Below are 13,655 nucleotides of genomic sequence, written 5' to 3' on the forward strand. Positions count from 1 at the left end.
ATAGTGAGACCAATTAAAAATAAGCTTCCGCTCTTGATGACTCAAATGACAGTATTTTTGACCCATTTTGCACCTCCAAAATAGCTAACTTGAACTATAGTGGTGCACTTCAATTTAGAACATAGCGGAGGGTCCCCTTGGTATGGGTGTCTATGATATATTGATATGCCTAAACCTCATATAACTGTGTTTTTAGTTGTGACTTATTGTTTACTTATCATTTGTTGCGTGTGAATATAAGTATATATAGTGCGTTTGTTTTTGTCGGTTTATATTCCTATGAGTGGAATGGAATAAATAGTAATTCGTAAAGGAGTTTTCATGGGTGTGTTTAAAAAACCAGCTTTTTTATTTGTGTTTGTTTTTCTTTCTAACCAATCTTATGCAGAGCCAAGCAAGTTTATAGCTCAAGCCATGACAGCGCCGGCTTCAGTTTTTGATTTGTTTCTTTTTAAAATAGAAGAACAATCAAAGTGTTATAGAGGTTGGTTTGGGAACTCTAAGACAAAAGACCATGAAACACCATGCTTGACTACACTTAAATATAATTTTGATGAAAACCTAATAAAAATGAATTTTTTTGTGGGTGATGTCAATGAAAAAATGATTGGTTTTAAAGCTTCAAATGATAAAGATAAAGAAGCCATATTAAGAAATGTTTTATCTGATTTAGCTAGTACATTAGGTGTGGAAAAGAACGAGTATTCTGGATTAAAACTAGGAATGATTCAAATGACAAGTATTCGTAATGGCTGGTCAAGAGATGAGTTTGATGAATCAAATTTTAAAGAAGAGGTTACAAAAAGAACAGTAATAACAGTGACTGCAAATATAGAAGATGGGTTCATATATAAGGCAATTAGGAATCACCACGGTAAAGTACGGTTCGAAAAAAAGCGGAGTCACCTAAAACAGAAGAAATCATAGACATCCATTGATATCCTTACTTTTTTAGGAGAGTAAATTTTATCTCCTAGCAGAAACTGCTATCAGGTGGTGTCGGGATAAAAAATAAAGAGTTACTAAATGACTGCTTTGATGAGTAAGATATCAGCTATTACGTAGCTAACTTCAAGCTAAATGGCGTGACTAACCCCCTGCTTTCGCTACAATGTTAATCCGAAAGTCAGGTATGATCTTTTATCCTAGCAAGCGTTCGCAATTGACCAGGTTAGCACATCGCTTTTTTTGCAGATGTGTACAGTATTGCGTCATGGCGTGACGCCTGCCAGCTGCACCATGGAATACTTTGGTAAATCGTGTGGTAAGCTTTAGCCAGTTTTCAGGCTCGATTTGTAACCGGGCAATGATAGGTTGAGCATCGCAGATGTGACCGCGTTTGTCTGCACGAACGCATCGACCTGTTAACTCAACCAGTTCAATGTAGTATTTAAGCTCAAATGGCAATCCTTTAGGTATACTCTGTCTTGGGTTACCAGCAAAGCGCAGAAGACTCTTTGGTTGTTTGCCATTATGGGCATGTTCAATGCGCTTTTTGATGCTGGTGTAATCAGAAGTTTCTGGTGTATCAGCTACTGTGGCCCGGATTGGATTCAGGTCAACATAAGCCATACAGGCTACCAAGGCCGCCTCATCAAGTAATGCCTGTGACTTAAATCGACCTTCCCAGAATCGACCTGTGCAGCCATCTTCTTTGTTTGCCCGGCGAGCAATATCTTCGTTAAGCACACGCATAAACCAACTGATACTAGCGAGCCTTTCTCTGTATTGCTCAATGATACCGTTGAGCATGATGAGCTCAGAATGATTAAGCTCACTTCCCTCAATGAATTTGTGTGTCAGCCAGTTTCCCTTAAATAACTTATGCCAGCGGATAACAATGGCCTTGTCAGACAATCGTTTGGCCTTTTTATCATCAACATATAAAACGATATGGGTATGATTGCTCATGACAGCGTAAGCGCAGATATCTATACAGAATACAGTCGCCAGTGTAAGTAGCTTTTCTTCAACCCACTCTCGACGATGTTCATAAGACCTGCCTGTAAATTTATCTTTGCCACACAAAAAGGCTCGCCTTACACAACGAGAGATGCAATGGTAGTATTTTGTGTCCACTAAACTGACTTGGTTCTTTCGTGCTGTTGGCATGGTTGTCGTCCTAATCCTTGGAGTCGTCTAAAAGCGTAGTTGATGCGAGCAGACCAAACAAGTTTTGAGGTGGGTGTCTACGGAAAGGTATACGGAAAGGTAAAGCAATGACTTATGACTTTGTTATCAGATTGATTGTTGGTGAACTGAATTGTATAGAGCAACGGCGTTCACTTTCATTATATTGATTTCAAATAAGTATTTTTCAGATATCCCAGAACGTGCGTTATAATAAAAAACGATAGCTGTAACCATATGAAATATTTTAGAAAAATGATTGAGCAGTATATTCCAGTCAATGATGACGAGTGGAACTCTGCTTGCAGTATGTTTGAGAGAAAACATATTAAAAAAGGAACAATTGTACATCGCGCTGGCGACGTGTTTAGTGAGATATGGTTTATCAAAAGCGGGTTAGCCAGATCATATTTCAATGATATGAATGGCAAGGAGCATACCTGGCAACTTTATTTTCGAGGTAAAAGTAAGCATGGTTTAAACCATTTTATGGATGATAGTGTTGGCTTTTATGAAAATACAGGATCAATGCTTAACTTTGAAATTCTCGAAGATTCAGTGTTTTACGTCACCTCTCTGGAAAAGCTGGATAAGTTTATATCACAAGAAAAAAAGTGGGGGCTTTTGGCTAGGGTATGGTTACACAACACCTACTATTCGGCCACGTACAAACGCGTCCTTTCTCTCATGTCAGAGACGGCTGCCCAAAGGTATGAACGTTTACTGGACGAATATCCTTTTATATTTAAGCAAGTTAAGTCATACCATATCGCTTCTTATCTCGGTGTCGCGCCCCAGACTTTGAGTAAACTAAAATATGAATCTAGGTGAATGAACTCTTATATTTCGTTGTTTATCATGTGTTTTTTCACTGGAGATTAACAATGAATATTTTTCAAAAGTTCAAAAGTCAATTTAAGCAAAGTGCCCCGTTAAACATTGCCTGGCACGTCTGTAGCATCACTGAACCTGGTGTTCTGCAGATACGGGGAGAGCAGTGATGGAGCTAACACAAACAGGCGCACAACTCATATTTATTGGTATTGCCTTTTTTCTCGTTGGCCTGGTGCAAGGAGCTTTGATCCCCGCTGTTAAAAACGCCCGGATGGCGCTTTCCGGTCACCTGACGGCTGTTCAATGTGGTATGGCTGTAGCGCTCTTTGGTGTTATCTGGTCGCTGGTTGAACTGTCTTTTTTTTTGGCACTTTTAGCTGCCTATGGTTCTGCATTTGGATTCATTCTGATTTGGTTGGGAATAACCATTGCGTCAGTGACTGGTGCAAGTAAAGCGTTGCCAATCGCCGGCGCTGGGTTTTCGGCAAACATCACAACCGAAGTCATTGTGATGATTCTGGTACGTATTGGGTCACTATTATCACTAATCGCCTGTACCTTATTGGTTTTTGGGTTACTACCGATACTTGGGTAGTTTTTTGGGCGACACCCACTTTAAATCTTGAACATAGCGATTTGGGCGCCCATTCCAAATTTTGGGAGGATGAAATGGGGATTTTGAAAGAAAGGTTTTGAAAAAAGCGCGTTTTTGGCTGACACCCACTGTTATTTAGAACATAGCATCACTTGGAATGTTGAACGGCCTTTAGTAATAATCGAGCCTGCCCGAAAGGGCGGCAATAAGTCAGTACCTTAGAATGTTAAGCGCTAGGTATAGTGACTACACGCTTAAGGAGATAACGTATACCACCCCCGTCACTTACCTGTTGTGATAAATGGTGAGATTAGCATCAAGCTAAAGAGGCTGCTTGCGTGTCTGAATTGGTGTGAGGGCATCCATGCCTTGTTTACGTTCTAACTTCCCGGAACTTAGTGAGAATAGAAATCAAAGATGAAAAGGGAGATCAAAACTCTTTGAACCAGGATAAAGTGTAGTAGCGGCCTCTCGGGTTTGGCCCGCGATCATAGCCTCGTGCGACATCCAAAAATGGTGGTTTTTCACCAAATGGATTTTGTACTGTGAGATTAAATCGACCATATTGCTGTGCGTCATAGCCAACCGTTAGCGTTTTCAGGTCGTAAGACGGCGACCAGTCCAGAGCAAAGTCTCTGGCTGTTCTGTATTTGTCTTTTTCTGGCACGTTTGTTAAATCAAGAATATCGTCTTCATCTGAATTAAATGCTTTACTACCGTACGCCATGGTGAAAGAAGAATTCCAGTTTCCTTTATTCCAAAATATGCCAAATGATTGCTTTGTCTCTAAATTATTGTATCGACCAATATAGGGAGTCCATTCGTCATCACCTAAGTACTGGTTATCACCCTGAGTGATTTCAGCTAATGAGTAGGTTATTTGAAAGCTGCCGATTTGTGTATCAGGAAAAGTGTAGTTTAAATCTAGATCATAGCCTTGGGATCTCGTTTTACCGATGTTAATGACGATGCTCTTATAGTGTTCAAGTACATGAGTTGTTGGGTTTCGTTGAATTAGATCGGCAAATAACTCTCCATTGGTGCGCGCATTTTCACGCAGCATTACCCTGGTTAAACGCTCTGGCGCATTTTCAATGTCTACTTTCCAAAAATCTAATGTGGCAGTAAAACCTTTAAGGTACTCAGGGGTCCATACAAAGCCTAAGTTACGTGATGTAGACGTTTCCGGGCTAAGGTTCTCATTGCCGCCCATTTCAAATGACCATTGGTAAGGCTCTGCTTCAGCCACTTTTGCACCAAAGCTTTTACACAATGCCAGTTGCTCCCAGCCTGTGTTACTACATGGGTCGGAAGAGTTGGAGTACCAACGATCAGTGAATACTTCTTTGCCACGATATAAATCAAATAAAGTCGGAGCCCGAAAACCTTCAGAATAATTAGCTCGAACCATGAGTTGCTCTATTGGCTTCCAGTAAATATTAACAGAGGGCGTACTTGATGAACCCGAATCACTATAATTGGAGTAGCGAACCGCTAGCTCAACACTTAAATGTTTCGCCAAATAAGCATCTTCAGCGATTGGAATGCTGGTTTCGATGTATGCTTCTTTGATTTTACGTTTTGGCGGAACATTGCTGTCTTCCTGGCTCAGGTTACCGACTAATTTATACTTTCCTCTTACATCATCGAATTGATTGCTGGCTTCTTCTGTGCGGTATTCGACTCCTACTGCCATTTGAATAGTCCCTGCAGGTAAGTTGAAAACGTCTCCTACCGCACTTAGATTGAAGGTGTTCGTTGTGGCCTTGTGCTTACTCCAAATACCATCAACCATAATTGCATCTAGCAAATCACTGTTAAGTTGCTCAAGGTCGACAAAAGGGTTGAGTGGTGAGCAATTATTTTCAACAAGGCAAACCTCGGGACCGCTCAGGCTATCTTGTAACAAAGTTCTATTCAGTGCTTCAGGATAAGTTGTTTTTGCTTCATAACGGCTATGTACAAGATCTGTGGACCAAGTCCAATTTTCAGATAGTTCGCCATTGAGCCCAAGGCGCACATGAAAAGGCGTTGTAACTGTTGTTGTGTTTCGTTTATTGAGGTTGGTCAAACGACGGTTCAAACGTACATCGCGGCCGAACGGATTATATTCATTATCTTTACTAACGAACAGGCCAGAGACTACCGCTGCTGCCTCTTGTGCGTAGTTTTCTTTGTCGGCGTAAAGTAATTGAGCGGTACCTTCAAGTGTATCTGTAAAATTGTAATATGTGTTTAGCAGTATGCTGTATTCGGTTCTTTCGGATGCGTCTAGCGTTTCACTTTGAAAGTTATAGCCATGGGCTTCTTTATATTTCTTCTCGGCTTCTTCTTGCGCTATTTCTTCTAATTCCCAGCAGGCTTGCCCGACTTGTCCTCGATAAGTTGCAGAGAACGGGGAAAAGTCATCTAAGCTGCTGCCATTTGTGCCATTATTTCTGTGCATCATGTAGTAGGTTGCTGTGGCGGTGTCTGCATCGCAATCTGCATAAGTCGCATTGCCATCGGGCCCATAAATACTCAGCCAGTTGGTACCTTCAAAAATACCATCAACTTTGTGTGAGCTTCTATCGGGATAGTAGAAACTTCGCGAGCCTCTGTTGTATGTTCCTATTTTCTTAGCTTCAATTCCTAATGTAACCCCACCTTCGTTAAAGCTGGTGCCGCCGACAAAGCTAAAAGTGTGAGTTGGGGCATCATTGTATTCACTGATCCCTGTCGAGACATTCAGTTTGACACCCTCAAAGTCTTTAAGTAACTGGTAGTTAACCACCCCCGCAATGGCATCCGAGCCATAAATTGCAGATGCTGACCCTTTTTTAATATCCACCCGTTTTAGCATGGTTGTGGGGATGATTGAAATGTCCACCGAGCCATCGGTATCAGCCGCCATTCTGACGCCATCAAGCAAGTTTAAGGTTCGTGCATACCCTAAACCGCGTAATTGAATTTTTTGTCGACCATCATTATTTCTTGCATCGGCTCCAAAGTTTTCATCAATAGAAACCTGGTGGCCATTCATGGCGGGTAAACGTGTGAAAATATCGGTAATGGAAGTTAACCCGCTTAGCGCGATGTCTTCGCTTGTCACTGTTGTGATTGGTAAAGAAGAAGTGAGTTCGGGCCGGATCAACCGAGAACCTGTTACCGCAACAACCTCAATCTCATTGTCTTCATTTTTGTTATCTGATTTATTTATCTTTTCAGCAGAGAAACCAGGGTTTGGCATCAAAACTAGGGCTGTCGTGATGGCGATATGCACAGGCGATAAAGTGTAAGTCATAAGGGTCCCTTGATGGTTTATTGTTATTATTAACTGGGCAAATGAATAACCGAAGTACATCAATAAGTTATATAAGTCACTCTACAGAGCAGTGTAATGAGAGTAACAAGTCTGGCAATTGAAAAAATGTCAACTTGTCAAAGATTATTTTGGAATATGGTATTCTAGTTTTGTTTTTGGGTGGTTTGATTGATCTTTAAATAGAATGATTTAGCCAGCTTTTATTAATCGCTTCATTGTGTTAGGTGTTGTATTTTTTATTTCTGCTGTTTGTGCAAATATGTCCTAAAGTTGCATTAATTGCATCTTTAGTTTGTTTGAAATAAATAACTCAGTTAATTTTGTGTTTATATAATTTGTTTTTTGTGTTAATGGTGTTGCGGATTTGGTGTGGTGATTTGAATCCATGTAAGTTAAAAAGTTTAACATCGGGAAGTAATGTATGGTCATATTCAACAAGCCTACAGTGTTATAAAGGTTTTGAAAAAGACAGATCTTGAAGACGATTTTGAAAGACATCCAGCTTTAACTGTTCCAAATTTGGGTTTTTTTCGTCACTTCGAAAGGGGTTTGAAAAAAGGGATTTGAAAGACACCCAGTCTTAATTGTTCCCTATTTGGGTTCTTTGGTTTACCACTGAATTATGTACAGCATGAAAAACTGGATTAGTTGCGCTTATTGAGTTAGACAGCAGAAATATCGCATAGCGCTTGTTGCTGGTACGATGAGTTGTTACCCTCAAAGCAAATAATCATAATTCAAGGCAACATCATGCAGGAATTTTTTGAGAAGTTTGCAATTAATACCAAAATTAACGTGGTTTGGGGAGAAATGGATGCACTGGGGCATGTGAATAACGTGTCTTACTTTCGTTACTTCGAAACCGCGCGAATTGATTTTTTGAAACAAACAGGGTTACTTTCTGTCTTATCAGAACCCACCCACAGCCCGGTACTGCGTGATACTTATGCGCAATATAAGCGACCTGTGGCCTTTCCAGATACTTTGTATATTGGTTCATATATCACTGATATTAAAGAAGATCGCTTCACCATGCGTTATGAAGCGTTTAGTGAGTCACAGCAGGCGATATGCACAACAGGGTATGCGAATGTGGTGATGTTTAATATGAAAACAGGGCAAAAATCGCCAATTCCAGAGAGCATGTTGACCATATTAAAGCAATACGAGATGGAGAGTGAGCAATAGAGCGGGTTTCTGTTTTCTGTAAATGCACAAGCAGCTTGTGCTCGTCGCTTCTGACATGAGTGAAAGTCAGGCGGACCTTGGTTATAAAGATCCCCAAGGTTCGAAATCTGAGGTATGATTTTGGTATCAATAAGTTAGCAAAAACTATCTATGTCAAAGTTAACCGCGAAACAAAACATAGCAGCGATAGTTACCGCGATTAAAGCCGAAGAGAAATCGCTCAGAGCTCGTTATCCTATACTTGAAAAGCAAGATGGCATAGCTATGGTTATTCTGCTGTTGTCATTATGTTCTTTTACTGGGGTTGCTACGCTTTATTATTTTGCTGCTATTCCCGCGTGGTTGTGCATTCTTTTGGTAGCCTTTATTACTTCCATTACACATGAACTTGAGCATGACCTGATCCACAAGCTGTATTTTAGTAAACGTCCGCTTATACATAACTTTATGATGCTAGTCGTGTGGTTGATGCGACCAAACACCGTGAACCCCTGGTATCGCAGAAAAATTCATTTGCACCATCACAAAGTGTCTGGCACCCCACAAGACCTGGAAGAGCGCTTAGTGGGTAATGGTATTAAATCTCCTTTTTTAAGAGCGATCGTCATCACTGATGGTCTGCTAGGTTTATTGATTAATTCAAAGTGCTTTAGTAGGGAAATTCGCGACTTCAGGTTTTTTCAGGTTTTTAATGCCGGTTTTCCCCTTGCGACGGCATACTTTGCAATTTTATACGGTGTAATCGCTTTTCATGTGCTGCAATTTTTTCACCCATTTGAACTACCTAAGTGGGGAGTCGAGCTACTGGCGGTTGCACAATTTCTGATGGTGGTTTTGATTGTGCCAAATATTGTCCGCTCGACGTCTCTCAACTTGATCACATCTTCAATGCATTATTATGGTGGAGTGAGCAATGTGCTAGAGCAAACGCATGTGATCACCAGTCGCTGGCTCTTACCATTTCAACTCTTTTGGTTTGATTTTGGCCGTACACACACAATTCATCACTTTGTGCCGAATCAGCCCTTTTATATTCGGCAATTAATAAGCAAAAAAATACGGCCCATTATGGCGCTACATGGAGTACGTTTTGACGACTTACAAAGCTTGAAACGTGCAAATCATTACCCAACACCTTGAATAGTCAGATTAAACCAGAGACATCCAGTCAAACAGTGCTTTTAAAAGGCCATGCCAAACTGAAAGGCTTACAAACATGGTGGTTATATGCCTGGTCACAATGCTGGTGGAAACAAGGAAACTTCAATGCAAAAAGTTAAAGTTATAGCAATAGTAATCATTACTCTAATTTCAGCTTTTGCTAAAAGCTCAAGTAGAGAGCTATCACCGGAAGAAATAGCTTATCTAGATATTAAACAGTTGGCTGAAGCCGTTGAGCTTTACCATCGTGAATTCGGTAGTTATCCAACTAATGAACAAGGATTAGGTGTGTTGGCTCAGGAAGTACTTATCAGTAAAAGTTGCCCTTGTAAAAAAGAAAATATTATCAATGACCTACCTGAAGACCCTTGGGGCAGGGATTATTTATACCTATCACCGGGTAAAAACAACCCGGAAGGATTTGATATATGGACATATGGTAAAGATGGACTGCCCGGTGGTACTGGTACTAACAGGGGGGGCGGGAACTGGGGTGAGCTTGAATGCGGGCTAAAAGAACAACATGGTTTCCAGGCGTTTTTTCTTTTGATGATATTAACAGGCTTCGGAGTAGGCCTTCCACCTTATATTGCTGGTGTATTTCTGGCTTACAGAAAAGGAAATTCAATCGAAAAATCATTGTTTGGCTACCACTTGGGCGTGCTTTGCTACTTTGTTCTTGTGGTATTTTTGCTCGCAGTTGCTTCTGTTGCCCTTTAGATACAGTGATGTAAGTGGAATAAAGACACCCAATTGAACTGTTTTTCGAATGGCAGCTAGTTTCAAGTTGAAAGACCTTCAAGCTTGGTAATTGGATATCCGAGCAAAGTTGCACCCAGCGTAATCGGTTCTTTTCCCATTGAGATTGCAACCAACCTCAAGTGACTGAGATTGGACGATCAATCTTTGAAGTGGATGTCCAAACAAATCTCGATTGGTTGGCTACCACCTGGGAGTGCTTTGCTACTTTGTTCTGTTGGTATTTTTGCTTGCAGTTGCTTCTGTTATCCTTTAGATACAGTGATGTAAGTGGAGTAAAGACACCCAATTGAACTGTTTTTCGAATGGCAGCGGCAGGTTCAAGTTGAAAGACCTCCAAGCTTGGTAATTGGATATCCGAGCAAAGTTGCACCCAGCGTAATCGGTTCTTTTCCCATTGAGATTGCAACCAACCTCAAGTGACTGAGATTGGACGATCAAGCTTAGAAGTGGATGTCCAAACAAATCCCTTTTGGACGAAGAATGGTTAACGGTAGAAAGTCATCAGAATTATTTGAGTTTCATTCAGGATAACGGCGTACTGGATAAGCTGAGCGCATTTCTTTGCGCACCGCCAGTAATCAAGTATTTTGATAAGGTCGAGATTTAAGTATTGTCGCAAATACGAATGTGGCACGTTACACAGTGCTGCACTCGATAAATTTACCCAGCGCACTCTGTTTATCGGTGAGCGCGCACTAAATGCAAGGAGAGAGTATGAGGTTAATCCTAATAACCCTGATTGCAATGATGTTTGCTAATCATTGCATAGCGAGTGAAGAGAGCGAGTTACGCGATAAAGGCGTTGAAGCCGCATCAAAAGGGAACTTTAACTCTGCAGCAAAATACCTGGGAAAAAGTGCAAGGCTCGGTTTTTATACCGCTCAAGTAGAGTTTGCCTATTTACTGGAATCAAGCCCTGAACCAATTCAAAATAAAGTTGAGTCTTATGCTTGGTATGGCGTTGTTTTATCCAGAAATGGCACCGATACTGACTTTGCAAAAGAAAGGTTAGCCAGCTTAACTAAAGCAATGAAAAAGGCAGAGGTGGTTCAAGCAAAAGAAATCGCTGCAAAGTATATTAAGCTGTATACAAAGTAGAGATTTAACAAGCTTCACTGCTTCAATGTGCAAATACAGAGGCAACGCCCCTGATGTTGCCACGCTTTGAAGTTGGTGCACTATATTAACCAAAGGTGCTTCGGTGTATGAAACTGGTATCAGTCGTATTAGCTGTGTTGATATTGTATGGTTTTATTGAATCACAACAGTGTGATTCAATCTGTCAAGCTAGCAGGGCGACCAGTTCGTTTTTAGGTAAAAGCCAATCTAGTCAGCAGGTTGCTGATTTCTTAAACGAATATAAGGGTGAAGCGCCGGGAGCTGCTATCTATGGTGAGTTCGTAAACTGGGGTATCAGAAACTCCAACAAATTTGTAGAGATCACAAATCATCCGAATACCACTAAAAGAAATTTGGAGCTTATAGCTTATGCTATTGCTGACTATGGTAATCATGCAAAGTGGTGTGAAATATATAGTGATTTGACAATAAAAGAAAATGATCAGTATATTCGATCACGGTTACTTGGCTGTAATTATAAGTTGTAAATCAACCAAGAATATCCAGTCAAAGTGTTGTTGCGCTAGGAAAGCGGAGGGATGTTGCTTTATTTTTTATTAGCTTTTCTATCAACAATATCAGTAGCGATAGGTTTCTATTTAGAAATTCTGGACGGCAATCTTACACACTTAAAGTGTGGTCGAAAGCCTGTTTCTGGTGTGGCTATAATGCCAACATTTCCAGTTGTGCCTGCAATACACTTCGGCACGGCATATGGCTTAAACCTGCTGTATATTAATGCAGGCTGGTACGTGATTTTTGCTTACTTGATGGGCTCGATTCTTTATAGGTCTTTGTCAATTCGTAAGCTCAAAAGGGAATTTTCACGACTAAACAAGTAACCAGCCAACGTTTAAAAAACACTCAAGCTGAAAGGCCAATACAGAGGCACCCAGCTAATTCCGCTCCTCTCTCATCACGTAACAGCCAATCTGAATCTGCCCAATTTGGGTTAATAAGCTTTGAAGTGGCAAGTTTGTTGGAATGGGTGTCCGAACAAAGCCTTTAGCTTTTAACTGAACAGTTTTACGAACAGAAAAATGTATTTAATATTATTTTTTCTTGTGGGTCATAATACATAATGATGCAAGTATCAACATCAATTGAGTACCACTTATCATCTCCATCCTGTATGAATAAGTCACATATATCGATTTTACCGATATATTTAAAAGGTCGACCATCTTCAGTAAGAGGTATTGATATGTTATCTAAACCTTGAGTAGTGGGAAAAGTGTCAAAAATGTCCTCATAGGGGGTGTGAAAATATTCAAAAACTCGCTCTTCATTAACAAGTTTTCTATGCTCTTTCATTTTGCTGTATTGAAGCTTTAATTTTTGAAACTCTTCTTCTAAGTCATTTGATAGATTATTTAAATAACTTTCCACGCCACCAAAAGTTTCTTTGTAGTCACTATGTGTATTGATGTATTGTTTTTGGAAAAAATTAAAATCAGTTAAGAGAGACAGCTTATTATCTATTAACTTGTAAGCTATCCAGTTAGTTCTGCAATAATAATTGTGGAATTTTTTTGTTTCTAAACCCAAACAATCAAATGGCTCCAAAGGCAAAACAAAGTGTAATTTGCCTTGTTCACCTTTTAAAAAGTCTTCCACATCTACAGAGAGTAAAGGTAGTAAGAATTCGGCATGCTCTTCAACTTTTTCATAGAAGACATCTTCAACATTTGGAAAAAATGAATTTTTACTCATATCTATCCTAGAAAGCTAACGCGTCGCTTAACCGGCGCAAAATAGCAGGCTAAAATTAGCGACGAAGGAGCGCAAGCCTGCTGTTTTGCGTCCCTTGGTTAAAGCGTTTGTTAGGGTTTATACCCAAAGATTTTTAAACCTTCGTCATCACTTGTGAACTCAAACTCTCCCAAAACATTTAACTGCTCGATCAGATGTTGAACACTTTGAGTATTGTAAATGGTTGGAGAGCCTTCATATGGTTTATAACCTATTGATGTTGGTATAAATAACCATTCGATTAACTCGAAGTCGAAAGGACCATTCAAAGCACCACAATCACCAACATAATATTCACCAAGTGAGTCAAAATTTGGTAAGTGCCCTAGCTTAGGGTCAGTTTCGTTTACAAGCTTCCACTGACAATGAGTAAATTGCACGTTGTTTTCATTAACAACGCTAAAAAGCTTTCTCCATTTAGCATTAGACATATATGAACAAGAAAGCCTTTCTCGAATTTTCACCAAATTCTCCGTAAACCATAACGCCGCAAACTGAGGAATCCCCAGATATTCATATTTAAAATCAATGTGATGGACACGCACGGCATTGTTTGATCTAATTTATTTCGCCAAAAACTAAATAGATAACAACACCATGCGTGATATCACTATCCTACACGATATGCTCAGAAAAAACTGCCCCCAAATTCATGCGCGGCGCCTTGATTCATTAATGCTGGCAACTGAGACTTTGCTCGATAGCAATCAACTGTCTCTTACTGAGCTGGGTCGAAATATGAAAGGCCCTGTCGCAGCAAAACACAACATTAAACGTATGGACCGGCTGCTTGGCAACACTGCCATGCAT

12 protein-coding genes and 1 pseudogene are annotated in these 13,655 nt (G+C 40.2%); 9 read left to right on the forward strand and 4 right to left on the reverse strand.

Annotation, left to right across the window (positions count from 1 at the left end):
* The first annotated feature begins 321 nt into the window (after positions 1-321).
* Positions 322-927, forward strand: coding sequence for a hypothetical protein (locus tag NH568_RS23695; protein WP_253111190.1), 606 nt, complete (start codon positions 322-324; stop codon positions 925-927).
* A 213-nt stretch (positions 928-1,140) separates the two neighbouring features.
* Here the strand turns inward: NH568_RS23695 and NH568_RS23700 are convergent, their stop codons facing one another.
* Positions 1,141-2,112: a transposase gene (locus tag NH568_RS23700; RefSeq protein WP_253111193.1), complete on the reverse strand. Its 972-nt coding sequence runs from the start codon at positions 2,110-2,112 to the stop codon at positions 1,141-1,143.
* Positions 2,113-2,367: 255 nt separating this feature from the next.
* Here NH568_RS23700 and NH568_RS23705 point away from each other — a divergent pair, with 255 nt between their 5' ends.
* Positions 2,368-2,961: a Crp/Fnr family transcriptional regulator gene (locus NH568_RS23705; RefSeq protein ID WP_253111196.1), complete on the forward strand. Its 594-nt coding sequence runs from the start codon at positions 2,368-2,370 to the stop codon at positions 2,959-2,961.
* Positions 2,962-3,130: 169 nt separating this feature from the next.
* Complete coding sequence (locus NH568_RS23710; protein WP_253111198.1) at positions 3,131-3,559, forward strand: hydrogenase; 429 nt, start codon at positions 3,131-3,133, stop codon at positions 3,557-3,559.
* Positions 3,560-3,989: 430 nt separating this feature from the next.
* On the opposite strand, the gene NH568_RS23715 is transcribed toward NH568_RS23710, so the two are convergent.
* Positions 3,990-6,842, reverse strand: coding sequence for a TonB-dependent receptor (locus NH568_RS23715; RefSeq protein WP_253111202.1), 2,853 nt, complete (start codon positions 6,840-6,842; stop codon positions 3,990-3,992).
* A gap of 771 nt (positions 6,843-7,613) precedes the next feature.
* Between NH568_RS23715 and NH568_RS23720 the strand changes: the two genes are divergently transcribed.
* The 5 genes from NH568_RS23720 (at position 7,614) to NH568_RS23740 (ending at position 11,581) form a co-directional block, all read left to right on the forward strand.
* Positions 7,614-8,051 (forward strand): thioesterase family protein, encoded by a 438-nt coding sequence (locus NH568_RS23720; RefSeq protein WP_253111205.1) that lies wholly within the window; start codon positions 7,614-7,616, stop codon positions 8,049-8,051.
* 150 nt (positions 8,052-8,201) lie between these two features.
* Positions 8,202-9,191, forward strand: coding sequence for a fatty acid desaturase (locus NH568_RS23725; RefSeq protein WP_253111208.1), 990 nt, complete (start codon positions 8,202-8,204; stop codon positions 9,189-9,191).
* A 126-nt stretch (positions 9,192-9,317) separates the two neighbouring features.
* Positions 9,318-9,932, forward strand: a complete 615-nt coding sequence (locus NH568_RS23730) for a type II secretion system protein GspG (protein WP_253111210.1) — start codon at positions 9,318-9,320, stop codon at positions 9,930-9,932.
* A gap of 756 nt (positions 9,933-10,688) precedes the next feature.
* On the forward strand, positions 10,689-11,072 hold the full coding sequence (locus tag NH568_RS23735; RefSeq protein ID WP_138546958.1) for a hypothetical protein: 384 nt from the start codon (positions 10,689-10,691) through the stop codon (positions 11,070-11,072).
* 107 nt (positions 11,073-11,179) lie between these two features.
* Positions 11,180-11,581 carry a hypothetical protein gene (locus tag NH568_RS23740; protein WP_253111213.1) on the forward strand — a complete coding sequence of 134 codons (402 nt, stop codon included), beginning with the start codon at positions 11,180-11,182 and terminating at the stop codon, positions 11,579-11,581.
* A gap of 538 nt (positions 11,582-12,119) precedes the next feature.
* Here the strand turns inward: NH568_RS23740 and NH568_RS23745 are convergent.
* Positions 12,120-12,806, reverse strand: a complete 687-nt coding sequence (locus NH568_RS23745; RefSeq protein WP_253111216.1) for a hypothetical protein — start codon at positions 12,804-12,806, stop codon at positions 12,120-12,122.
* A gap of 110 nt (positions 12,807-12,916) precedes the next feature.
* Positions 12,917-13,309 carry a DUF6678 family protein gene (locus NH568_RS23750; protein WP_253111219.1) on the reverse strand — a complete coding sequence of 131 codons (393 nt, stop codon included), beginning with the start codon at positions 13,307-13,309 and terminating at the stop codon, positions 12,917-12,919.
* Positions 13,310-13,442: 133 nt separating this feature from the next.
* Here NH568_RS23750 and NH568_RS23755 point away from each other — a divergent pair.
* Positions 13,443-13,655: pseudogene (locus NH568_RS23755) on the forward strand (IS4 family transposase); the annotation flags it as partial.

Source organism: Pseudoalteromonas sp. XMcav2-N (assembly GCF_024124545.1).
In the GTDB taxonomy this organism is placed as follows: domain Bacteria; phylum Pseudomonadota; class Gammaproteobacteria; order Enterobacterales; family Alteromonadaceae; genus Pseudoalteromonas.